General features: G+C 60.8%; 19 protein-coding genes. 8 read left to right on the top strand and 11 right to left on the bottom strand.

Annotation, left to right across the window (positions count from 1 at the left end; all coding sequences use genetic code 11):
- Positions 1-6: 6 nt before the first annotated feature.
- The 3 genes from acnA to K0V07_RS02520 form a co-directional block, all read right to left on the bottom strand.
- Positions 7-2,763 carry an aconitate hydratase AcnA gene (gene acnA, locus K0V07_RS02510; protein ID WP_220622958.1) on the bottom strand — a complete coding sequence of 919 codons (2,757 nt, stop codon included), beginning with the start codon at positions 2,761-2,763 and terminating at the stop codon, positions 7-9.
- Positions 2,764-2,823: 60 nt separating this feature from the next.
- On the bottom strand, positions 2,824-3,255 hold the full coding sequence (locus tag K0V07_RS02515; RefSeq protein WP_255568089.1) for a redoxin domain-containing protein: 432 nt from the start codon (positions 3,253-3,255) through the stop codon (positions 2,824-2,826).
- Between the two features lie 247 nt (positions 3,256-3,502).
- Positions 3,503-4,981, bottom strand: a complete 1,479-nt coding sequence (locus tag K0V07_RS02520) for an MFS transporter (protein ID WP_220622960.1) — start codon at positions 4,979-4,981, stop codon at positions 3,503-3,505.
- 368 nt (positions 4,982-5,349) lie between these two features.
- On the opposite strand from K0V07_RS02520, the gene tyrS reads away from it, so the two are divergent.
- Positions 5,350-6,531, top strand: a complete 1,182-nt coding sequence (gene tyrS, locus K0V07_RS02525; RefSeq protein ID WP_220622961.1) for a tyrosine--tRNA ligase — start codon at positions 5,350-5,352, stop codon at positions 6,529-6,531.
- A gap of 376 nt (positions 6,532-6,907) precedes the next feature.
- Here the strand turns inward: tyrS and hrpB are convergent, their stop codons facing one another.
- The 3 genes from hrpB to K0V07_RS02540 form a co-directional block, all read right to left on the bottom strand.
- On the bottom strand, positions 6,908-9,436 hold the full coding sequence (gene hrpB / locus K0V07_RS02530; protein WP_220622962.1) for an ATP-dependent helicase HrpB: 2,529 nt from the start codon (positions 9,434-9,436) through the stop codon (positions 6,908-6,910).
- A gap of 464 nt (positions 9,437-9,900) precedes the next feature.
- A complete protein-coding gene (locus K0V07_RS02535; RefSeq protein ID WP_220622963.1) occupies positions 9,901-10,287 on the bottom strand; it encodes an Hsp20/alpha crystallin family protein in 387 nt (128 codons plus the stop codon).
- A 92-nt stretch (positions 10,288-10,379) separates the two neighbouring features.
- Positions 10,380-10,799 carry an Hsp20/alpha crystallin family protein gene (locus K0V07_RS02540; protein ID WP_220622964.1) on the bottom strand — a complete coding sequence of 140 codons (420 nt, stop codon included), beginning with the start codon at positions 10,797-10,799 and terminating at the stop codon, positions 10,380-10,382.
- Between the two features lie 204 nt (positions 10,800-11,003).
- Between K0V07_RS02540 and K0V07_RS02545 the strand changes: the two genes are divergently transcribed.
- On the top strand, positions 11,004-11,255 hold the full coding sequence (locus tag K0V07_RS02545) for a SlyX family protein (RefSeq protein ID WP_220622965.1): 252 nt from the start codon (positions 11,004-11,006) through the stop codon (positions 11,253-11,255).
- A gap of 354 nt (positions 11,256-11,609) precedes the next feature.
- A complete protein-coding gene (locus K0V07_RS02550; RefSeq protein WP_220622966.1) occupies positions 11,610-12,287 on the top strand; it encodes a rhomboid family intramembrane serine protease in 678 nt (225 codons plus the stop codon).
- A 93-nt stretch (positions 12,288-12,380) separates the two neighbouring features.
- Here the strand turns inward: K0V07_RS02550 and K0V07_RS02555 are convergent, their stop codons facing one another.
- Both K0V07_RS02555 and coaD read right to left on the bottom strand, forming a co-directional pair.
- Positions 12,381-13,685: an MFS transporter gene (locus tag K0V07_RS02555; protein ID WP_220622967.1), complete on the bottom strand. Its 1,305-nt coding sequence runs from the start codon at positions 13,683-13,685 to the stop codon at positions 12,381-12,383.
- Between the two features lie 10 nt (positions 13,686-13,695).
- Entirely contained in the window at positions 13,696-14,178 is a 483-nt protein-coding gene (coaD, locus tag K0V07_RS02560; protein WP_220622968.1) for a pantetheine-phosphate adenylyltransferase, read from the bottom strand.
- Positions 14,179-14,362: 184 nt separating this feature from the next.
- Here coaD and pgsA point away from each other — a divergent pair, with 184 nt between their 5' ends.
- Both pgsA and K0V07_RS02570 read left to right on the top strand, forming a co-directional pair.
- The gene (gene pgsA / locus K0V07_RS02565) at positions 14,363-14,962 is read left to right on the top strand and encodes a CDP-diacylglycerol--glycerol-3-phosphate 3-phosphatidyltransferase (protein ID WP_220622969.1); all 600 of its coding nucleotides are present in this window, start codon (positions 14,363-14,365) and stop codon (positions 14,960-14,962) included.
- Positions 14,959-15,489: a phosphatidylglycerophosphatase A gene (locus K0V07_RS02570; RefSeq protein WP_220622970.1), complete on the top strand. Its 531-nt coding sequence runs from the start codon at positions 14,959-14,961 to the stop codon at positions 15,487-15,489. The genes pgsA and K0V07_RS02570 overlap by 4 nt, the downstream gene beginning before the upstream one ends.
- Positions 15,490-15,526: 37 nt before the next feature.
- On the opposite strand, the gene metF is transcribed toward K0V07_RS02570, so the two are convergent.
- Positions 15,527-16,426 carry a methylenetetrahydrofolate reductase [NAD(P)H] gene (metF, locus tag K0V07_RS02575; protein ID WP_255568091.1) on the bottom strand — a complete coding sequence of 300 codons (900 nt, stop codon included), beginning with the start codon at positions 16,424-16,426 and terminating at the stop codon, positions 15,527-15,529.
- 294 nt (positions 16,427-16,720) lie between these two features.
- Here metF and K0V07_RS02580 point away from each other — a divergent pair, with 294 nt between their 5' ends.
- Positions 16,721-17,053, top strand: a complete 333-nt coding sequence (locus K0V07_RS02580) for a cupin domain-containing protein (protein WP_220622971.1) — start codon at positions 16,721-16,723, stop codon at positions 17,051-17,053.
- A 45-nt stretch (positions 17,054-17,098) separates the two neighbouring features.
- Here K0V07_RS02580 and K0V07_RS02585 read toward each other — a convergent pair whose 3' ends face one another.
- Positions 17,099-17,503: a hypothetical protein gene (locus tag K0V07_RS02585; RefSeq protein WP_220622972.1), complete on the bottom strand. Its 405-nt coding sequence runs from the start codon at positions 17,501-17,503 to the stop codon at positions 17,099-17,101.
- Positions 17,504-17,642: 139 nt separating this feature from the next.
- Between K0V07_RS02585 and K0V07_RS02590 the strand changes: the two genes are divergently transcribed.
- A complete protein-coding gene (locus tag K0V07_RS02590; RefSeq protein WP_220622973.1) occupies positions 17,643-18,017 on the top strand; it encodes an NADH-quinone oxidoreductase subunit A in 375 nt (124 codons plus the stop codon).
- Positions 18,018-18,171: 154 nt separating this feature from the next.
- The gene (locus K0V07_RS02595; RefSeq protein WP_220622974.1) at positions 18,172-19,527 is read left to right on the top strand and encodes a PTS sugar transporter subunit IIA; all 1,356 of its coding nucleotides are present in this window, start codon (positions 18,172-18,174) and stop codon (positions 19,525-19,527) included.
- Between the two features lie 287 nt (positions 19,528-19,814).
- Here K0V07_RS02595 and K0V07_RS02600 read toward each other — a convergent pair whose 3' ends face one another.
- On the bottom strand, positions 19,815-21,953 hold the full coding sequence (locus K0V07_RS02600) for a glycoside hydrolase family 36 protein (protein ID WP_220622975.1): 2,139 nt from the start codon (positions 21,951-21,953) through the stop codon (positions 19,815-19,817).
- Between the last annotated feature and the right edge of the window lie 195 nt (positions 21,954-22,148).

Raw genomic sequence — 22,148 nt, forward strand, 5'->3', positions numbered from 1 at the left:
TCGGCATTAAAGGAGGTTTCTTAAAACATACGGAAGGATGCCGCCATGGCGGTAGTACTCGACCTCGATCGCCGTGTCGATGCGCAGCTTGAGGGTCGCCTGCGCGGTAGAGCCATCGGCTTTCTTGATTTCGAGCGTAACGTCCTGGCCGGGCTTGATGTCGTCATCAATCCCGAGGAGGGAGAAGGTTTCGGTACCGTCGAGGCCGAGAGTGTCGATGCTTTCGCCTTCCTGGAAGCACAGGGGCATGACGCCCATGCCGATCAGGTTGCTGCGGTGGATGCGCTCAAAGGATTTGGCGACCACGGCGCGAACGCCGAGCAGCGCCGTACCCTTGGCGGCCCAGTCACGGGAGCTACCCATGCCATAGTCCACACCACCGAAGACGATCAGCGGGGTCTCGCGCTTTTTGTACTCCTGGCAGGCGTCGAAGATCGTGGTGACCTCGCCCTCGGGCTGGAGCTTGGTGAAGCCGCCTTCCTTGCCGTCGGCCATGCGGTTCTTGATGCGCACGTTGGCGAAGGTACCGCGGGTCATGATGCGGTCGTTACCGCGGCGCGAGCCGTAGGAATTGAAGTCCTTAGGATCGACACCCTTCTCCACCAGATATTTACCGGCGGGGGTCTCGGGCTTAAAGGAGCCAGCGGGGGAAATGTGGTCCGTAGTGACGGAGTCACCCAGCAGCGCCAGCGGGCGCATGTCGGTCAGGGCATCGATCGTGCCGGGCTCCGGCGTGAAGCCCTCGAAGAAGGGCGGCAGCTGGATGTAGGTCGAGTCGCCGTCCCACTTGTACACGTCGCCCTCGGTGATCGGGATTTCGTTCCACTCGGGGTTGGCTTCGTTGATGGTCGAGTACTTCTCGCGGAACATCTCGGGCTTGAGGCCCTTGAGGATGTTTTCCTGGATCTCATCGCGTGAGGGCCAGATGTCCTTGAGGTAAACGTCCTGGCCATCCTTACCCTTGCCGAGAGGCTCCTCGTCGAGGTTGATGTTGACCTTACCGGCGAGCGCAAAGGCCACCACCAGCGGGGGCGACATGAGGAAGTTCGCCTTGATGGAGCCGTGCACGCGGGCTTCAAAGTTGCGGTTACCGGAGAGCACGCTGGCGGCCACGAGGTCGCCCTCGGTGATGGCCTCCTCGATCTCGGGCTCCAGCGGGCCGGAGTTACCGATACAGGTCGTGCAGCCGTAGCCGACGAGGTTAAAGCCGAGCTTATCCAGGTACTGCTGCAGGTCGGTCTCGGCCAGGTAGTCGGTCACGACGCGGGAACCGGGAGCGAGGCTGCACTTGACGGTCGGGTCAACGGTGAGCCCGGCCTCGACAGCCTTCTTCGCGAGCAGACCGGCGGCCAGCATGACGGAGGGGTTCGAGGTATTGGTGCAGCTGGTGATAGCCGCGATCAGGACCGAGCCGTGCCCGATGTCGGGAAGCATTTCGGTCGCGGTCGGGGCGCCGCCGTCGTCCTGCCAACGGGCATCGGACTTGGCGTACTTGACCGTAGAGCGACGATCGAAATCTTCCGGGGCGACCCCGAAGCCACCGTCGGCCGCCGGGGTTTCCAGCAGCTTGAGGAAAGTATTCTTGAGCGCAGGCATGTCGATGCGGTCCTGCGGGCGGCGCGGGCCAGCCACGGACGGCACGATGCTGGCCAGGTCGAGGTCGAGCACCTTGGTGTAGGTGACTTCGCCCTTCTTCGGGATGCCGAAGAGGCCCTGAGCTTCGTAGTAAGCCTTGACCAGCTCGATCTGCTCCTCGGTGCGGCCGGTGGCGCGCAGGTAGTCGAGCGACTTTTCGTCCACCGGGAAGAAGCCCATCGTGGCGCCGTATTCGGGAGCCATGTTGGCGATGGTGGCGCGGTCAGCCAGGGTCAGCGCAGCGGCGCCTTCACCGTGGAACTCGACGAACTTACCCACGACCTTTTCCTTACGGAGCATCTCGGTGATGCGCAGGGTCAAGTCGGTAGCGGTGACGCCCTCGTTGAGCTCGCCGGTGAGATTCACACCGATGACCTCGGGAGTCTGGAAAGCGATGGGCTGGCCGAGCATACCGGCTTCGGCCTCGATACCGCCCACGCCCCAGCCAACGATACCGATACCGTTGATCATGGTGGTGTGCGAGTCGGTGCCGACGAGCGTGTCGGGATAAAGAATGTTTTCGCCGCCGATTTCCTTCTGGAAGACCACGCGGGCCAGGTACTCCAGGTTGACCTGGTGGATGATGCCGATGGCGGGCGGGATGACCGAGAAGGTCTCGAAGGCCTGCTGCCCCCACTTGAGGAACTCGTAGCGCTCGCGGTTGCGCTCGAACTCGATCTTCAGGTTGTCCTTAAAGGCGCTAACGGTCCCGGCGCGGTCCACCTGTACGGAGTGGTCGACCACGAGGTCAACCGGTACGAGCGGCTCGATCAGGCCGGGTTCCTTGTTCAGGTCGGCCACAGCGTCGCGCATGGCGGCGAGGTCGACCAGCAACGGCACCCCGGTAAAGTCCTGCAGGACGATACGGGAGACGATGAAGGGGATTTCGTTCTCGGAGGGCTTGGTAGCGTTCCAGGCGGCGAGGCGCTTGACGTCTTCCTCGTCCACGCCGGCCTGCCCGCAGTTACGCAGGACCGACTCCAGCACGATACGAATGCTCACGGGGAGCTTTTTAATGTCGCCCAGTCCGGCCTCTTCGAGGCTCGAGAGCGCGTAATAGACCCCGGCTTTCTTGCCGGAGACGGTGAGTTCCTTACGGGCGTTGAACGGGTCTTTGGGTGCAGTCATTTTCCAGAATTGAAGTCATATTTTAAAACCGGCCCCGGGCGCAGTCACTGTCCGGCGGCCTTATTGCAGAGCGGCCTTGACCTCGTCAAAGGGAGGCAGGTCGTGCGGGTCCTCGCTGGACCAGCTGTAGGCGATGGTGCCGTCCTTATCGACGACGAAGGCGGAGCGCTTGGCCACGCCCTTGAGGCCGAGCAGGTCGGCGTAAAGGACATCATAGCCGGAGGCGACCTCCTTATTAAAGTCACTCAGCAGGGTGACGGTGATCTTGTTAGCCTTGGCCCAACCCTCCTGGGCGAACGGGCTGTCCACGCTGATACCGTACACGTCGGCTTCGAGCTTTTCGTAGTCATCCATGCCGGAGGAGATGCTGCACATCTCATTCTGGCAGACACTGGTGAAGGCGAAGGGGAAAAAGAGCAGAACGGTCTTCTTCTTGCCGAAGTTGTCACTGAGGGTGACTTCCTTCAGGCCATCGGCCGTTTTGGTATTCAACGTAAAATCAGGGGCTTGGGAGCCTTTTGAGAGAGCCATAGGTTTCCGTGTTGACGTTAGAAACGAGTGAAGGAGCAAGCTACGCAGCACCTGCGTATAGTGCAAGCACAACCTCGTGATTTCGCTGTCATTGGACAGGGGAAAGGTCTGGTGGTGAGAAAGTTGCACCACACATACAGCAAGTCCGATGCCGTCCGGGAACCTTATTTAAAATAGGAACCATTTGCAAACAGCGGGCCGCTTTTCCTCACCGTACGGATGAGGATGCAAGTTTGCGCTGCGGGTTGTTGACGAAGGCGGAAGCGACAAAGAGCACGAGGCAGCATCCACAGAAGATCCAGGTCGCGGTCGAGTAGGTCCCCGTAAAGTCCTCTGAGAGGCTCCAGATCAGCGGCGCAACCGCACTGGCAATGACCAACGAGAACATGGACCAGCCACTGATCGCCCCGAGGTGCACCCGCCCGAAATAGCGCGGATAGACGACCGCCATCAACGTCCCAAAGCTGGCACCCGCGTAGCCGCCCGCGACCACATACACAATCACACCCCAGGATGCGTTCAGGTAGAGCAGCCCCAGCCCGGAGATCGCCATCGTCGCCGCCATGGCCATGAGCAGGGGCTTCAGGCGGATGCGTCCGGTCAGCCAGCCAATGAAAAAGCCGGTCGGGATGTTAATACACGTCATCCACAGGAACAGCTTATAGAAAGCCGTCGCCTCCCAGCCGGACTCCCGCGCGATGTCCACCGCGTGAAAGCCGACTGCGGTCAGGAAAAGGCTCATCAGGCTGAAGACGGCGGTAAAGATCCAGAAGGGGTACGTCCGGATCGCCTCCGGCGCAGTAAACTCTTTGTGGACATTAAATTCCGGGTCGGACGGGCCGCTCGGCTCCGCTGGAGGGGCTTCGCCATCCATGACCAGCCCGCACTCCTCCGGGTTGTCCCGGTAGAGCAGCCAGCACAGGGCGGAAACGCCAAAGATCAGCACGACCCCCATCGCCAGCCAGGCCTCGCGCCAGCCTAAGCGAATCACGATCGAATAGAGCACCAGCGGTGCCGCTGAAAAGCAGACCCCTCCGATGGCTCCCCCCAGCGCGCTGGCGAGCCCACGTTTGCGGTTGAACCACTTGCCAAGCATGGCACGCGAGGTCATGGCGATCACGCCCTGCCCCAGAAAACGAATCATAAAAAAGCCCAGCATGACAAGCGGCAGAGCCAGCCAGGGCGCTGGCTCGTCAGTCGGCTTGAGCAGGTGGTAGATACCCGAGCAGGCCGCCATATAAAAAAGGCTAAGCCCAAAGGCGATCTCGACCAGCGTTCCTGTGACCCGAGCCCCAAAGCGGTCAAAGAACTTCCCGATACGGGGCAGGATGAACCCGCTCAGCGCCGTGCCCACAAAATAGGCCGTGCTCAACTGCACCCGCGACAGCTCCATGTGGGAGAGCAAGTCCTCGGTAAAAGGCCCCACCCCGGCCGTCTGCCCCGGCATACTGGAGACCATACCCATGACCGAAGCACCCACTACGACCCATCCATAAAAGAACGGTACTCGCGACGGCCTAAACGGCACATCCGGATGCAGCCACTTTCCATTACCAAACCCCATAAGCCGCCCAGCATGCCCATCGGCAATCCCCTCGCCAAGCGCCGAATACATGAAGGATGTAACTTCGGGCTTACGCAGCCCGAACCCGCGGCAGGCAGAGCCTGCACTTTCGATGCTGCGCATCGGGTCGACGATTACGTAAAAACAGATTCTCTGTTTTTACGTAATCGTCGAGCAAAGCATCAAAACTGGGTGCCACCATTCTCAAATTCATCCGCTACCGGGGCAGCGAAGCCCAGATCGTCCAGTATTGAGGGAGCATAGCCCCATAAAAGTCCTGTGCGGTCACGCACCTTCAGGGTGCACCGGCCGAGCTACTGGCGCTGATGAAGTGCTTGCAGGACCGGGAATTTGCCGAGAAAACCGCGCGTTTTCTGAGTAATCCGGGCGCCTGATACGCCTATGGGCGGAGGGGGGCGCGTTTTTCCCCTTGTCGGGAAGCCCCGGTCCAGCCTTAATCTGCCCGCAAAGACTTTTACCTTTTTCTTCTCATGAGCAGGCTGGACATTCTGAAAACAAACGCCGAGAGCATCATCGGTGACGAGGACATGATGGAGCGCATCCGCGCTGGCAAAAAGCTGAAGATCAAGCTCGGCGTCGACCCCACGCGCCCCGACCTGACCTTTGGGCACATGGTCGTCTTTAACAAGATGAAGCAGTTTCAGGCCATGGGCCACGAGTGTATCCTGCTCATCGGTGACTACACCGCCACGATCGGCGACCCCTCGGGCCGCTCCGAGACACGCCCCGTCCTGACCGACGAGGAAGTCGCCCAGAATGCCGAGACCTACCTCGACCAGGCCTTTAAGATCCTCGACAGCAATCTGACCACCGTCCGCTACAACAGCGAGTGGTTCCGCAAGATGGACTTCTCCGAGGCGCTGAACCTGACCCGGCAGATGACCGTCGCCCGCATGCTGGAGCGCGACGACTTCGCCAAGCGCTACGCCTCCCGCACGCCGATTTCCATCGTCGAGTTCCTCTACCCGCTGATCCAGGGCTACGACTCGGTCATGCTGGAGTCCGACGTCGAGCTCGGCGGCTCCGACCAGCTCTTTAATATGCTGGTGGGCCGCGCCCTCCAGAAGAACGCCGGGCAGCCGGAGCAGACCGTCATCACCATGCCGCTGCTGGTCGGCCTCGACGGCTCGAAAAAGATGTCCAAGAGCGCGGGCAACTACATTTCGTTCAACGACTCGGCCAAGGACATGTTCGGCAAGATCATGTCCATCAACGACGACACCATGTGGGACTACTACAAGCTGCTGCTGGAGGTCGATGACGAGGTCATCGCACGCCACAAGCAGGAGCACCCGATGGAGGCCAAGAAGCACCTCGCCGTTTCGCTGACGGCCATGTTCCACTCGCTGGAAGAGGGTCGCCACGAGCGCCAGCAGTTCGAGCAGGTCTTTTCCAAAAACAAGCTGCCCGACAACATGCCGACCTTCACCTGGCAGGAAATCGCCGGTGACGAGCCCCAGCTGCCGCTGCTTGAAACGCTCAACCGCACCCAGCTCTTTCCCAGCAAAAAGGAAGTCCGCCGCCTGATCGAACAGGGCGCGGTCAAGCTGAACGAAGAAAAGGTCTCCGATGCCTTCGCTCCGCTCGAAAAACCCGAAAAGGAGCACATCCTCCAGGCCGGTAAGCGCACCTTTGTGAAGATCGTAGCCTAGCAGGGCGCAGATAATCGGCCGCGTCACACCCGGTGGCACTGATGCCACCGCCAACGCGGCGGCATGGGCTGCGGCGGTTGTCGCCGACTCAAACGAACCTCGTTTGGTATCACTTGTGCAACCCGCGGGGCCGCGAACGGCAGGACGCAGTCCTGCACCTGTGATCCAGCCGGATCACTGATGCCACCACTTGAGCGGCGTCATGGGCATCGGTGATTATCGCCGACTCAGACGAATTTCACTGACATAACAGGGAATAAAAAGGGGGCAGCGAACGCAGTGAGCGATGGGGCGGAGCCCCGTCATTGTCCTGTGCGGTCACGCACGGGCGGAGCCCCATCAGGATGCGAAGCATCCAGGGTGAAGGGCTTGCCCTTCAGCGCCACTCGTGCTTGGGGTAGCGGCCGCGGAGTTCCTTTTTCACGCCTTCGTAGGAGGTCGTCCAAAAGGCGTCCAAGTCGGTCGTGAGCTGGGCGGGACGGCCATTGGGGGCGAGCAGCTCGACCACCAGCGGGTAGCGACCGCCGCAGATGGTCAGCTCCTTGTGGGGCACGTCGTAAAAGTCCTGCAGCTTACTGGAGACAATGGCGCGCCCGTCCTCATAGCGGAGCGTAACGGCCCGGCGGCGACGCGGCAGCTCAATAGTCTCGGGTACGAGTGACTCCATCGCAGCGCGCTGCTCGTGCGTCAGCCAGTCGTACACGTAGGGCTTTACCTGCACATCGCGCAGCTCCTTGGCACTGGCTGCACCGTGGCAAATCTGCTCCAGGATCATCAGGCGCCCCTCGTCGTCCAGCGGCTCGATCTCCAGCTCCGGGCAGTGCTCGGCCGCGAAGTTTACCCGTGCGATCCAGCGGTCGATACCCGTATCCCAGCTTTTGAGCGGGAGGCGTCCGGCGTGGATTTCTGCCGAGAGCAGGCGGGCGGCGGTATCGGGGTCCGGGTCGCCGCCTTCGCGGCTTTCCAGCACGAGGCCACGGAAAGTCGTCTGGCGGCGCGATTCCACGCGCTTGAAGTCCGGATCGTAAAAAGTGTCGGCAATCTGCTCGAAGTCGTCGGGGAAGTATTCGCGCAGCCACTCCTGCTCGACCTCGGTGGCAAGAGACAGGAAAACCGTGACGTCGCCGCGGGCTTCGATCTCGTCGATCTCAGCAGCCACAAAAAGCTGGGCATCCCGCAGCGCACTGTGGCGACGCAGCTCGCCCCGCCGCCCATGAACCAACCCGCAGCGCAGCGTGCCCCGGTCCAGGCGCATGGCCAACTGGTCCGAGAACGCCAGCAGCAGGCAGCGGCGCACGGCCTCTTCATCCAACGGCCCCTCGGACGTATTCAGCCCCTGAGCCTTGGCCAATCGCAGAAATTGGGAGGCCCCACGCTCAGCCTCGCGGGCGGCCCCGGCGTGGATGGCCCATTGGCGACAAAAGCCCATGTTGTAGTTCTGCTTACGGGCCATCCCCCAGGCACGCAACAGGTGGAAAAAGTCGGAAGCAGTATCGCCCAGGAGATCTTCGCGCTCCTCGCGGCGGCGCTTGTTATCAATGGGCAGCAGGAGATTGCGGCCCTGCGCGAGCGCGGCGATGACCGCTACGTGCCAGACACAACCCAGCTCACCCGCTGCCAGAAAGAGCCGCGCGTAGCGCGGATGGGCCGGGAAGGACGCCATGCGCTGCCCCATCTCCGTCAGCCGCCCCTGATGGTCAAGGGCACCCAGGTCGCCCAGCAGCGTGACGGCGCGTGAAAGAGATTTTTCATCCGGCACATCAAACCACGGGAATGCCTCCAGATCAGCGAAGCCCGCAATCTTCAGGGTGAGCACGGTCTCCGCCAAATCAACACGGCGGACCTCCGGCAGCTCACGCGGCGGGCGGTGCTCGTGGTCCTTCTGCGTCCACAGCCGTAGGCACACCCCCGGCGCGGTACGCCCGGCGCGCCCGGCGCGCTGCTCGGCGGAAGCCTGGCTGATCTTTTCGATCAAAAGCGTATTGATGCCACGATGCGCATCAAAGCGCGCCACGCGGGCCAGCCCGGCGTCGATCACGCCACGGATACCGTCAATGGTGAGTGAGGTTTCGGCCACATTGGTAGCGACCACGATCTTGCGCCGATCATAGCGGGCCACGGCCGCATCCTGCTCGGCAGGCGGCAGCTCGCCATAAAGCGGCAGCACGATAAAGTCACGCAGGGCACGCGTAGCCTGAAGCTCCTCCACCGTGCGCCGGATTTCGTAGGCCCCCGGCATGAAGATCAAGAAGTCGCCCTCGGGCAGCTCCTCGGCCAGGCGGGAAGCCTGGCGGGCAGCCTGCTCCCAGACGGCAGCCTCTCCCCCGCCCCCGGCGTATTTGACCTCGATGGGGAACATCCGCCCCTCGGCCTTGAGGATCGGGCAGTCACCCAGGTAGGCTGAGAGCTGCTGCGTCTCCAGCGTGGCGGACATCACGACCATGAGCAGGTCCGGACGGGACTCCTGCAAGCGCCGCACCAGCGCAATCCCCAAATCCCCGTGCAGGTGGCGCTCGTGAAATTCGTCAAAAACAATCGCGCCCACGCCCTTCAGGTCTGGGTCGGCGAGCATCATGCGCAGCAGAATGCCCTCGGTCACGAACTTGATCCGCGTATCCGCGCCAAACACCCGGTCGAAGCGAATGTGGAAGCCCACCTCACCTCCGAGCGGTACGCCGCGCTCCTCAGCCACCCGTCGGGCAAGCATCCGCGCGGCCAGACGCCGGGGCTGCATGACGATGACTTCCTTTCCGGCGGGGACCAGCCCCTCATCGACCAGCATCTGCGGCACCTGCGTGGATTTACCCGAGCCAGTGGGCGCGCTGAGCACCGCCCGGTTGCCGGTGCGCAGTGTCTGGGCCAGGTCAGCCCGTAGAGCCTCGATCGGTAAATGTGTCGCCGCCATAAAACACCCAGCGCAAACCACCGCCGCCCCCGCGACAAGCCTGGATGTGTGTGGGCTAAATGTTTTTCTGGGCTTATACCGCCCTGACCCGTAGCAGCCAGAGGCTGCACTTTCGATGCTGCGCATCGTGTCAGCGATTGGTGAAAACAGCTTAGCTGTTTTCACCAATCGCTGAGCAACGCATAAAACGAGCGCACCATTTAGTACGTGGGTCCGTTGATGATAGAAACGCCTCCTTGGCATTTTTCTCCTGAAAATGCCGAGGTAATTCAATGGATCACGGGTGCAGGGCATACCCCGCAAAAAAGAACCGGCCCCCATGGAAGGGGGCCGGCCGCTGATGTGCTGTTACTTACTTACTGCTAGGATTGTCTGCTACTAAAGTAAGAACCGCACACTCCTGATTTATTCCATTCGCACTGCCTAAACTCAAAACTCACAGAGCCTGGAAAAACCGTGGTCGCTTATTTCACGCTGATCTGGCGCGGCTTCGCTTCCTCGGCCTTGGGGAGCTCAAGGGTGAGCACGCCGTCCTCGACGCGAGCCTGAATCCTGGCGCCGTCCACCGGCACATTCAGGTGCAGACGCAGGCGGTAGTCCTCGTGCGGGATCTCCCGGCGCAGAGCCTTCCAGCCCTCGGGGGTCTTGGCGTCAGCGCGACGGGCCGTGATGTCGAGCGTGTCGTCTTCGAAACCGATTTCGACGCCGCTTTTGTTCACGCCGGGCACATAGACCTCGACCAGATAGCCATCTTCGGACTCCGAAGTGGTAAACCAGGGCTTACGCCAGCTCTGGGGCTGGGCATGCTGCACGGAGGTCTGTTCGTCACGTTTTTCAACTTCGCATTTCATGGTAAGTGTCTCCTTTTCAGTATGGTTGGTTAGGTTTGAAATTTTAGTCAAAACGGGCGGGCGCTCCGAAGAGCCTACCCACACCGGTGTGCTTAGCTCACGTCGATCTGGCGCGGCTTGGCCTGCTCGGCCTTGGGGAGAGTGACGGTCAGGATACCGTCCTCGAATCCAGCCTGGATGCCCTGGGCATCGACCCCATCGGGGACGCGAACCGTGCGATTAAAGCTGAAGCTCTGCTCATCCTCGCCCTGCTTGTGGGTACGGGTGGCGGAGAGGGTCAGCGTGCCACGATCGTATTCTAGCCGGACGTCGGCCTTTTTCACGCCAGGCAGCTCGGCCTTCACGTAGTAGTGGTCGGCGTCTTCATAGAAGTCGGTCGCCGGAGCATTGCTGAAGGGCCCGCTTTCAAGGGCGCGTCCCCAAACCCCGCCACGCGGCAGAGCCAGGTCAAACAGGCGATCGAATTCACGGAAGGCTTCGTTAAACGGATTGTATCGGGTAATGAAGTTCATGATGTTTTTCCTCCTTTTCAGGTTAAAGTTGTTGGACGCTCTCTATTGCATAGTCGATGCCACTTACCATAAAACTCTTATATAATTGTTATACAGATACTTACATAAAATACACCGATCCCGAAAAAGAGACAAAAAGTCCCACTCGTTTAATTGCTCGTCACGCCACCCTCCCGCATCAGGGCATTTTTGTCACACCTCGACATGGGATTGCCAGCGGGCGAGCACTCTGCCAACTTTCCTGCCATGCCCACCGACCACGAGGAACGTTTTAATGAGCTGGAAGCGCGCATCGCCTACCTGGAACGCCATCTGGAGCAGCAGGACCGTGAAATGCTCAAGCAGGCGGAACGGATCACGCTGCTGACACGTGAACTGTCGAAACTCAAAGGCCGGGTAGACGACGGGCTCGACGGCTCCAGTATGCCCGCCCAGGAAAAGCCACCCCACTACTGAGACGGGAGCGGAGCCGAACCGGCAGAGCAACCCCCAACGGCCCGTATAAAAACAGCGATTGGCAGCCTGGCCGTTACAATTTGCACCATTGTGTTTGCCCTTTCGGCCTATCCCGGTACGAAAGTGTGGAATGGGGAAGGCAAACGCGCGCTGAGCGACTGGCTTTGCGTGTGATTCCAGACCGGGCGAAATCCCGGTCCGGAAACTTTTGCGTCCCCTCAGCCACTCAGGCTGGACAGCCAAAGACGCAATACGCCATCAACGAAGAGGCTTGAAACCCCACTGCGCGGGTAAGCCCAACAGCGAGAGCGGAGCGTCTTAGCTTAACAGCCTTGTGATCCAGACCGCTCATCCATGACGAATCCGACTGACCCACACGAGACCCGCTCATCCAAGGCTTCCAGCTTCCCGCCGGTAGTAAAGATCCTGCTGGTCGCCAATATCGCTGTTTTCCTGGTCCAGCAATTCACTCCGGCCAAGCGCTTCCTGATGGAGTACTTCGCCCTCTGGCCGGTCAGCAACCCATGGATTTTCACGACGCATCCCGCCTACATATGCCCGTTCGCACCGTGGCAGGTCATCACTTACAGTTTTCTGCACGGGGGATGGGAGCACCTGATTTTCAACATGTTCGCCTTCTGGATGTTCGGCTCGGTGATTGAGCGGGTCTGGGGCTGGAAGCGCTTTACCTTCTACTACTTTGCGTGCGTCTTTGGGGCGGCGCTGGCCCAGATGGTCGTCTCCTACGGCAAGTACTACCCGACGATCGGGGCCTCCGGCGGGGTCTTTGGACTGCTGCTGGCCTTTGGGATGATGTTCCCGCGCCAGAAGCTGATCTTCATCGCCTTTCCGGTCGAGGCACGCTGGTTCGTCCTGGGCTATGGCGTCGTCGAGCTGGTTCTTGGCCTGACCAAGACTATGGCTGGCGTGGCGCACTTCGCGCATCTGGGCGGGATGATCTTCGGGTTCCTGCTGATCCAGTTCTGGCTGGGCAAGTTCCCCCTCAAGCCCCGCCCCGGCAAACTCTTCTAGCCGGGTTGCACCCGGAGGCACTCCGGCTGGAGCAGCAATAGCGATGCGCCATCATCACGGGGGCAGGACTTGCCCCGCTCATGGATCCGGGACTCAGCTCTTGGGGGCTGAGTCTGGCTGGCGCAGGCGGGAGAGAACCATGAGTGGTAGCAGCAGGACCGCCGCACCTACTGCGTACGTCACACTCGCCCCGAGGGCATAGTACAGGAGCGCGGCAAGGATCGGCCCAAAGGCGCGGGCGAGCGATCCGGCACTACGGAACAGCCCCAGATAACGGCCCTGCTCGGCACTATCGGCATGGAGCGAGACCAGCGCCACCAGACAGGGGAAGACCAGCCCGGAGCCGATCGACATAAACCCGAGCGCAACGAAGAACGAGCTCTGGCGAATGATGGCCGCAATGAGGATAAACGAGAGCATCATGAAAACGATGCCCGCCAGGGTGAGCTTCTTTTCACCCATGCGCGGCGCCATACGGCGCACAAAGCCACCCTGCACCAAAATCAGCATGAACCCGATAAAGAGGAACATCAGCCCGATGTCCTTGGCCGAATAGGCAAAGTATTCCACCGCATAAAATGCCAGCATGAACTCCATGCCGCTAAACGAGAGCGTGTACCAGAAGTTCGTACTGCAGGCCCGGCGGATGTCCCCTGACGGGACCCGGAAGAGCGCCAGCAGACGGTTATCGGCCTTATCCTTGCGCTGGCGGGCAGCTTCACGATCCGCCTCACTCAGCGTTTCCTTAAAGCCCCACTGGATGAAGGCCAGATTCGCGGCGGCCAGCACCATCGCCACCGCGGCAGGGACGGAGAAGGGGTTGACGCCCCAGGCCGCCAGGCCGGGGAACGCTTCGAGCAGATTCCACTGGGCACTGATACCGCCGATGGCCGGCCCGAGCAGGAAGCCCAGCGCAAAGGCCACGCCCACGATCGCCATGCCGCGTGAACGGTTTTCGCGGCCCGTCACGTCCGAGACGGCAGCCGTAGCCACCGCGATATTACCGCTCATGATCCCGGCCAGCACGCGCGTAGCCAGCAGCATCCACAACTGCCCGGAAAAGACCCACCCGAGGTAGCTCAGGGCCGTGGCGGCCTGCGTCAACAGCAGCACCTGACGGCGACCGATACGGTCTGAGAGACGCCCCCAGATCGGAGAGAAGGCAAACTGCAGGATCGAGTAGAGCGAGCCAAGGATGCCGCCAAAAAGCACCGTCACCAGAAAGCGTTTGTCCGGGCTGGAAAAGGTTTCCCCCAGCCAGCCGCCCCCGTCCGGTCCCAGGTAGTGATCCAACATCGCCGGGTAGAGCGGGAAGATGATGGAGAAGCCCATCAGGTCGATGAACAAAACGAAGAAGACCACGCCAAGGGCGCGCCGTTTATGCGGGGATTGCGGCATGCGCTTAGTGTTAGCTACCGAGAGCTTCTTTCAAGGCCGCGAGTGAGTTTGGCGGAACAAATTTTGTCGTCCGCACCGGATCGTAGGTCGCGATGGCCTTAACCAGGCTCGAAGACGTGTAAAAATGCTCCTTCTTCGGCATGAGGAAGATCGTCTCAACCTCCGGCGCGAGGTCGCGATTCATCTGCGCCAGCTGGAACTCGAACTCAAAGTCCGAGATAGCCCGCAGGCCGCGTATAATCGTCTGGGCCCCCATTTTACGGGCGAAATCGACCGTCAGCCCGCTGAGAATCTCGGCACGGGCATTGGGAAACTCGGCAAGATTTTCCTCAATGAGTTTAGCCCGCACCTCAACCGAGAGCAGCGGCTTTTTATCCTGATTAGGGGCAGCAGCCATGATGACCTCGTCAAAAAGGTCGCAGGCACGCCGCAGGACATCCAGGTGGCCATTGGTGACCGGGTCAAAAGTTCCAGCGTAGAGCGCTCGTCGCATGGGCCTATGCTGCTAACCCCGACAGGCACGCCTTGGCAAGCTTTCTCCGGGAACAGGGATTCGTAAGGCACACAATCCTGCGCACAAACCGTCCTATTTCAGACTCTGCAAAACCGCCGCCACAGCGATGGGGCGGAAAATTCTCGCCAAGGGCCAAACGAATCTAAAAGCTGATCGCCCTTCGATGAATCTGCCTAACTTGCTGACCCTGTCGCGGATCGCCTTCCTGTTCGTGATCGTGGCCCTGCTTTACGCCCCCTTTCGGGGTGCGGTGGTGCTGGCGTTCCTGCTGTTTATCATAGCCGCCCTGACGGATTGGGCGGATGGCTACCTCGCCCGCAAGACCGGGCAGATCTCCGACTTTGGCAAGCTGATGGATGCCCTGGCCGACAAAGTGCTGATGGTCGGTATCTTCGTCACCCTGGTCGCCCTGGAGGGCTTTCTGCCGTGGTGGTGCATTTTCCTGTTGCTGCTGATCATCATGCGCGAATTTCTCATCACCGGGCTGCGACTGGTCGCTGCCTCACAGGGCAAGGTGCTGGCCGCTGAAAAAGGCGGCAAGATCAAGACCGTGGTTCAGATCGTCGCCGCAGCCGTCCTGCTGGCCGCCCGCTCGCTTGCTTTTGATTTCAACGCCGGCACAGGCATCTACGCCTTCTTCTACTGGACCGGACTGGTCGCCTTTATTCTGGCAGCCATTCTCACGGTACAGTCGGGCAGTGTCTACATGATCAAGTACTGGTCCCTCTTCCAGGGAGACAGCGCCACTGGCAACAAGGCATGAACCCGAGCGCCTGGAAAGACTACTTCCCCTGGACCCGCGCCCTGCCCACCCCCGTGGTGGTCAATATTGCGACGCTCGGGCCGCTGGGCACGAAGTTCAAAGCCCCCGGCACGGTCGGCTCGGCAGCAGGCATCATCTGGTACACCGCCTGTTTCCACTTCGCCAGCCCCTTCGGGTATCTGCTGCTGCTGTTGCTCTCGCTCTACTTCGCCACCGGCATCTGCGGAGAGGCCGAGAAACGCCTCTACAAGCGCGATCCGGGCGAAGTGATCCTCGACGAATTTGCCGTCATGCCGATCTGCTTTATCGGCCTGCAAGGTGCCGTGGTCGCACTCGGTGGCTGGGCATGGACGCTCATGCTGGCTGCCTTCGCGCTGTTCCGGCTCTTCGACATCGCCAAGCCTTTCGGCATCTCCAAGCTGCAGGACCTCCCCGGCGGCTACGGCGTGATGGCCGATGACGTCGCCGCCGCACTCGTCACCTGCGTGCTCCTGCACATCGGCGTCTGGCTGTGGGCCATGGCGTAGGGACAGAGCCGCTCAATACCACCGGGTGCAACCCCGGCTAACGCTTGATCACGCCGTCCGCGTGCAGCGCCTGCACGAGATCGATCGCGGAGTCGGAACGGTTGAGGATGTAGAGGTGCACGCCGGGTGCCCCGGCCTCAAGCAGGTGTTTGACCTGCATGTGCGCCCACTCGACCCCGGCCTGGCGCTCGGCCTCCTCATCGCCCTGAGCCGCTTCCAGTTTGGACATCAGTCCCTCTGGGAGCTTGGCCTGGCAGAAGCCGCAGAACTTCTTCACCTGGTCCAGCGAAAGGGCTGGCAGGATACCGGGCACGATGGGCTGGTGGATGCCACGGGCGCGGCATTTTTCCACAAAGGCGAAGTAGTCGGCGTTGTCAAAAAAGAGCTGCGTGGTAATGAAATCCGCCCCCTGCGCCGCCTTGTGCTGGAGGTGATCGAGGTCCGACTCCAGACTCGGGGACTCGGGGTGCTTCTCCGGGTAGCCCGCCACGCCGAGGCAGAAGTGCGGGAAGCGCTCGCGGATAAAGCGCACCAGCTCGGAGGCGTAGCGCAGGCCGTCGGGGTGCGGCTGGAAGTCCGTCTGCCCCTTGGGCGGGTCACCGCGCAGCGTCATGATATTCCGGAAGCCCGCCTGCTGGAAGCGCTCCAAGATCGCGGCCAGCTCATCGCGGCTGTGCCCCACGCAGGTCAGGTGCGGCATCACCTCAAAGTGAAACAGATCGCGCATGAGCTCGCCATACTCCAGTGTGCGCTCGCGCGTCGAGCCACCCGCCCCATAGGTGATGGAGACGAAGTCCGGCTGATAGGCCGACAGGGCCTTGGCCGTGCGCAGCATCTGGCGCGCCCCCTCCTCGGTCTTGGGGGGGTAAAATTCTACAGAGAAAACGGGCTCTCCCGCAGAGAGCATATCGGAGATGGCGCGACCGGGCTTATTCATATACGCATCAACGTATCTTGATGTTTTGATGTGTAAAGAGAGAAATTTAGATTAAGCTGCATGGACAAAATACGGAACGAGCCCGCGAAGGCTGGTTTTGAGACCCTTTTTTGGGCTTCGAGGTGAGGCAATTTTGAGAATTTCCGAGCTGAGAACACGGAAAAGGGGCCAAAGTCCAACCGAGCGGGCGACAAGAGTTATTTTGTTTATGTAGCTCAACTCCAGCTTTACCGTCGCCTCGCTCAGCGCAAGCGCATAAGCCCCTATCGAGAAATTGAGAAACGCCCTCCACCCATGGACGCTGACGCAAACCTCCTGAAAAACCTGCCGGATGCCCTCCCCGATGAGGTGACGGACATTCTCCTGCGCAGCCAGGGAAGCTTTCGGCTGGAGCGAATCGTCTCCCACGGGCAGGCCTCGCATCCGGACTTCTGGTACGACCAGGAGGAGCACGAGTGGGTCCTGCTGCTGGAGGGAGCGGCCGGGCTACGCTTCGAGGATGAGCCCACGACACGGGAACTCCACCCCGGCGACTCCCTGCTCATCCCCGCCCACCGCCGCCACCGGGTCGAATGGACGCAAAAAGAGCGCCCCACCGTCTGGCTGGCGCTCTTTTGGGAAGGTTAGTCTCTACCGAGTAGAGGCTAGAAGATATACGGAGTCGAGTGATGCTTAGGCATCACCGTCGTCATCGTAGTCTTTATCCTTGTTTTTGCCTTTGCCCTTATCTTTGTCCTTGTCCTTATTTTTACCCTTACCCTTGGCGTCGTCGTCGCTCTCGGGCTTGCCTTTCTTACCCTTGGCAGCCTTGTCGAGACTCTTGCCGCCGGTGGTTTCGCGCAGTTGCTTACGCAGCTTCATGAGGGCTTCCTGGTGTTCTTTCATTTCGTCCACGATGGCGCGGATCTGGAAGGCACGGTCGCTACCATAGGCAGTGACCAGATCCTCATCGGAGGCATTTTGCAGCTCAACGACCATACCTCCTTTTCCTTTTTCGGGTTTGGGGCTGTCGTTTTCGGCATGGGCATAGCCCAGCGGGAGCAGAAGAGAGAGGGCCAGAAGAATGGTTTTGGTCATAGGAGTACGGGTTAACGTTTCAGAGTTCAGCTTAACAGTGAATCCATGACACCGCAAAAGTCCATCCGGAACGCATAAATACGGGCTTTTGACAACAAAGTTACTTGCCAAAGCGGGGGTGTTGGTTTGGATTGCCTGCATGAGCGTCGAAGCCTTCGTTCCCGTGCTGATCCAGATCATCTTCGCAGTCGTCCTGGCTGCGGGCATCCTGGTGGCCAGCCATATTTTCGGTCAGCGTTCACGCGGCAACTACATCAAGGACAAGGCTTACGAATGCGGTCTCCCCTCCCTCGGCAAGAAACACCCGCGCTTCGGGCTGAAGTTCTACGTCGTGGCGATGCTCTTCATCCTTTTTGATATCGAAGTCGTCTTCCTCGTACCGTGGGTCCTGGTGTACCGGGAGTTCATCGTCGGACAGATCCCGATTCTGCTGCCGGTGCTCTTCTTCCTGTTCATCCTGGCTGTGGGCTTCGCCTACGAGATGAAAAAAGGCGGCCTCAAGTGGGAGCGCTAGGCTGACGGATGCAGAAGACCCGGGGACGCACGCAACAGACTTTCCGCCCGCAAGGGCAAATGCAGCCCTATCCATACCGGCTCCTGTTCCGGTTTCCTGACGCCCCTCTCACCTCCGCGTCTTTCGTCTTCATCGTCCAGCCCTGATATTCTCCATGCGCCTCGACCGCTACATCGCAAAAAACCGGATCATCGACATCGTCAGCCGCGACCTGGAAGGCGCGCTGAAAGAACTTCTCGAGGTCTGCGACACACGCGGCGATAAGCTTGACCGCAAGGAGCTGCTGGACGATCTGCTCGAGCGCGAGAAAACGATGACGACCTACCTGGGCAGCGGGATCGCCCTGCCCCACGTGCGCATCCCGATGAAGCGCCCGTACATGTTTGCCATCGGCCGCTGCCCGGACGGACTGGAGTTCGATGGCCACGGTGAGTACAAGGAGCTGCGCCTGGTCTTTCTGCTGCTGGCATCCGAGCGCGAAAAGTCCTACCTGAACGTGCTCGCCTCCCTCGCGCGAACCTTTCAGGAGCCCTCCATCATCGACCGGCTTATCGCCTCTCCGAATGTCGAGAGCCTCCGCAAGAACGTGGCCGATGCCTTTGGGGCACCCCGCGACCAGAAGCGCACCAAGGACAACAAGTTTAACCGCCTCATCCTGCGCGAAGCCGTCAAGATCGCGACCGGTGCGAAGTGCTCCGCCGTCATGGTCTTTGGGGACACCTTTGCCGGGGGCGTGGACGCCGCCGACGATTTCGGCGACTTCAAGACCCTGCTCGTCACCCAGTCGGCCTCCGAAGTCACCCAGGCCAAGCGCGCCTTTAACGCCATCATCCCGGTGCGCTCCTTCGGGTACAACCGCCTCTCCCAGCTGCGCAGCGCCATGCTCATCGGCCTCACTCGCGGGCTGATCAAGAGCAACGAGCGCCTCTGCTGCGTGGGCGGCATCCCGCAGAGCAACCAGTTTGACACCCTCGTGGTGGTCGATGTGGAGCGGGAGTTCCAGTCGGTCTTCACCCGCCAGAGCGATATGCTCCCGGCCTCGGTCAAGCCCGAGGTGCTGGAGCGCGTGCTCGGCATCGCAACAGAACTTTCCATCGAGGGCCGCGAGGGCAAACCCATCGGCACCCTCTTCGTGCTGGGCGAAGCCGAGAAGCTCAAGCCCTACACCAAGCAGCTCGTGCTGAATCCCTTCCAGGGCTACGAGCGCGAGGAGCGCAATATTCTCAACCCCTTCATGGACGAGACCGTGAAGGAATTTTCCTTTATCGACGGGGCCTTCCTCATCAACGGGGACGGCGTGCTCGAAGCCGCCGGCAGCATGATCCACGCGCCGGACTTTCCCTCGGAAATGCCCAGCGGGCTAGGCACGCGCCACGCTGCCGCCAACGCCATCTCCGTCGCCGCCGACTGCATCGCCCTCGTCGTCTCGGCCAGCAGCGGCCAGGTCACGCTCTTCCGGCGCGGCCAGATGCTCCCACTCATCGTCCGCTCCCACAACAACAGCCTGTAAGAGACAGCGACTATTTTCATGTGGTGGCTATGCACCCCCACTCCCGCAGCAAACGCTCGGCGTTTGATCCGATTAAGGGGCTCCGCCCCTACGCTCCTTGCAGTCGCTACCCTGGCTACGGACAGGTTTGAAAATGGTAGTACCCAGTTTTGATGTTCTGCTCGGCGATTAGTGAAAACAGAAAATCTGTTTTCACTAATCGCCGACACGATGCGCAGCATCGAAAGTGCAGGCTTCGCCTGCCGCAGGAGTGGGGCGCGCAGCCCCACCAACAAAAAAACTCCCCACTACTGCCGCGCCAGCAGGAAAGCAAAGCCGCGAAAGGGTTTGCCGGCGGGCAGGGTCAGGCGGTTGCCGTTGATGGTCGGCTCGGCGGTGGTGCCGTCCCAGAGGGAGGACTCGATCTTCCATGTGCCGTCGGCAGGCAGATCGATCTCCAGCGCCTCGTCCGGCAGGCCGTCGTAGGTGTGGACGACGACCAGTGCGCGATCAGCGGAAGCGTTCTCACGCCAGATACCGGACCACCCCTCGGGGTGCGGCCAGTTCTGCGGCGTTTCGCCGAGGAAGCGCGTGAAGCCCTCGCGGATGAGCGGGGCCGCTTCTTTATAAAAGGCGGTCGCAGCCTTCACGGTCTCGACTTGATTGTCGGTGAGATCGTGCACCGGCCCAGAGAGGCACATGCGCCCATAGAGCGTAGCGGTGAGCGAATACATGAAGCGCTCGGTGGAGTCGTCCGGGTAGAGCACCGCCCAAATCTGGGACTGGCGCGGCGGCATCAGGTAGTGAAGCTGCCGGGCGATGATCGGAATATTCCAGCACTCGTGCGCGTCGGAGAACGAGCTCATGGAGGTCAGGCCAATCATCGAAGGCTCCAACCGGTGACCGCCTGAGGAGCAGTTCTCGATCACCAGATCGCCGACCTTTTCGCGCAGGCGGCGGAACGTGCGGTGGATACCCTCGACGTGGCGGCGCAAGCCCTCACCCAGTGAGTCCGGGTGGTCGATGCCGACGCCCAGGTGGTCATTATAATCCACCTTCAAGTAGCCGATGCCGTTATCGGCCAGAAAATCCATCAGCTTCTCGTCGAGGTAGGCCTCGACCCACGGATCATTCAAGTCCCAGAAGTGACGCGAACCGGAGCGGTAGGGGCGGCCATCGCGCTTCACATGGTGATCGGTTTGCTCAAAGGCCTTCGAGCCGGGGTTGCAGACCTCGAACTCGAACCACACGCCGGGCACGTAGCCCATCTTGCGCAGCTCGTCGCAGGTGGCCTTCATCCCGTGCGGGAACTTCTCCGCATCCACGATCCAGTCCCCGTTGGACTGCATGGTGGCCTCGGGCGGGCGCTTGGCCCAGCCATCGTCGATGACGATGTACTTGATACCGGTGCCCTGCAGGCGGCGAGCCAGAGCGAGTGTCTTGTCGTGACTGGGCGATCCCCAGTTCGTGCACCACTCGTTGAACATCACCGGCAGCTCTTCTTCGGAGGCGGGCAGGTTTGTCAGGCGACTTTCCTGAACGGCGACAAGCTTGTGCGTCAGGTCTTCGAGCGTCCCCTTCACGCAGGCCAGGTGCGCCACCGGCGTGGTCAGCGACTCGCCGGGCTGGAGAACCTTGCGCCAGTGCCCGAACTCAAAATCAGCCAGACCACCGGAAATCGAAAGCGAGTCGGCGCGGCGGGTGACCTCCATCTGCCAGGAGCCTGCCCAGGCCAGCTGCGCGCCCCAGAATACGCCCGCCTCGGTGTCTTCGATCGCGACAAAGGGGAAAAACTGCCGCACGGGCATGGTCCCGATTTGGCCAAAGCGCTCCGAGCAGGGGTTAAAGCCCTGCCAGCTGCGGATGAGCTGCAGCTCCTCAATCGAGCGGCACTCGTGGCGCCCCTCGTTACTCCACCAGGTCCGGAAACGGTGCACCTTCAGACGGCCCGAGCCATCGTCGGCGGCGAAGGGAGTCATACCAGATAGGACAAAGCTGCTCAAGTTTTCCAGCGTGACCGGCTCGGCACCTTCGTTTGTGACCGTCGTCCATGAGCGCAATGTTCCCTCGACGGCGGTCGGCTCCAAAAACTGCCGGACCTTCAGACCGTGCTCGGCATTAACCAGCGTCGTCATCAGCGTACCGGGCACGCTGCCCTCGGGCAAAGCTTCCTCGACCGGGCGCAGCTCCTTCTCGGTGCGGCTGTCCTGCATGGTCGAGCCCGAGGAGAAGGGAATCGTCATCGGATCTTCGGCCAGCTTGATGTGCACCATGCTGTCCGGCGAGTGCGTCATGGGCTTGAACTTGCGGTACTCGGGCTGGTCAGGAATTTCCTTTCTGCGCTCGACCCGCTGGTCAGCCATCTGTGCCGGGCACAGGCGCAGCTCGATGCCGCCGTTTGCGATCTCCACGCGATCGACCGTCAATCCGTTCAGTTCGTTCTTCATCTCAGTTTAAAAGTAAGGGGTGCTTTCGCCCGCACCGCGTACCATGTACCACGATCAGGCGCTCTTATCGGTAAAAGCATGCGCAGCAGCCCGAGTGCTCCAAGTTAAATCCATTGCTGAAAATTGGTACACGTTCAAAAGCCCCGAGAACAGGCTTGCGCGGGGGCAATAATTCATATTTAATATATATTCTAA

The organism is Ruficoccus sp. ZRK36, assembly GCF_019603315.1.
Classification (GTDB): domain Bacteria; phylum Verrucomicrobiota; class Verrucomicrobiia; order Opitutales; family Cerasicoccaceae; genus Ruficoccus.

Bases quoted from the DNA above. Each gene is read 5' to 3' on its own strand.
- acnA (WP_220622958.1), bottom strand. From the start codon at position 2,763: ATGACTGCACCCAAAGACCCGTTCAACGCCCGTAAGGAACTCACCGTC.
- K0V07_RS02520 (WP_220622960.1), bottom strand. From the start codon at position 4,981: ATGCGCAGCATCGAAAGTGCAGGCTCTGCCTGCCGCGGGTTCGGGCTG.
- tyrS (WP_220622961.1), top strand. From the start codon at position 5,350: ATGAGCAGGCTGGACATTCTGAAAACAAACGCCGAGAGCATCATCGGT.
- hrpB (WP_220622962.1), bottom strand. From the start codon at position 9,436: ATGGCGGCGACACATTTACCGATCGAGGCTCTACGGGCTGACCTGGCC.
- K0V07_RS02535 (WP_220622963.1), bottom strand. From the start codon at position 10,287: ATGAAATGCGAAGTTGAAAAACGTGACGAACAGACCTCCGTGCAGCAT.
- K0V07_RS02540 (WP_220622964.1), bottom strand. From the start codon at position 10,799: ATGAACTTCATTACCCGATACAATCCGTTTAACGAAGCCTTCCGTGAA.
- K0V07_RS02545 (WP_220622965.1), top strand. From the start codon at position 11,004: ATGGGATTGCCAGCGGGCGAGCACTCTGCCAACTTTCCTGCCATGCCC.
- K0V07_RS02550 (WP_220622966.1), top strand. From the start codon at position 11,610: ATGACGAATCCGACTGACCCACACGAGACCCGCTCATCCAAGGCTTCC.
- K0V07_RS02555 (WP_220622967.1), bottom strand. From the start codon at position 13,685: ATGCCGCAATCCCCGCATAAACGGCGCGCCCTTGGCGTGGTCTTCTTC.
- coaD (WP_220622968.1), bottom strand. From the start codon at position 14,178: ATGCGACGAGCGCTCTACGCTGGAACTTTTGACCCGGTCACCAATGGC.
- pgsA (WP_220622969.1), top strand. From the start codon at position 14,363: ATGAATCTGCCTAACTTGCTGACCCTGTCGCGGATCGCCTTCCTGTTC.
- K0V07_RS02570 (WP_220622970.1), top strand. From the start codon at position 14,959: ATGAACCCGAGCGCCTGGAAAGACTACTTCCCCTGGACCCGCGCCCTG.
- metF (WP_255568091.1), bottom strand. From the start codon at position 16,426: ATGAATAAGCCCGGTCGCGCCATCTCCGATATGCTCTCTGCGGGAGAG.
- K0V07_RS02580 (WP_220622971.1), top strand. From the start codon at position 16,721: ATGGACGCTGACGCAAACCTCCTGAAAAACCTGCCGGATGCCCTCCCC.
- K0V07_RS02585 (WP_220622972.1), bottom strand. From the start codon at position 17,503: ATGACCAAAACCATTCTTCTGGCCCTCTCTCTTCTGCTCCCGCTGGGC.
- K0V07_RS02590 (WP_220622973.1), top strand. From the start codon at position 17,643: ATGAGCGTCGAAGCCTTCGTTCCCGTGCTGATCCAGATCATCTTCGCA.
- K0V07_RS02595 (WP_220622974.1), top strand. From the start codon at position 18,172: ATGCGCCTCGACCGCTACATCGCAAAAAACCGGATCATCGACATCGTC.
- K0V07_RS02600 (WP_220622975.1), bottom strand. From the start codon at position 21,953: ATGAAGAACGAACTGAACGGATTGACGGTCGATCGCGTGGAGATCGCA.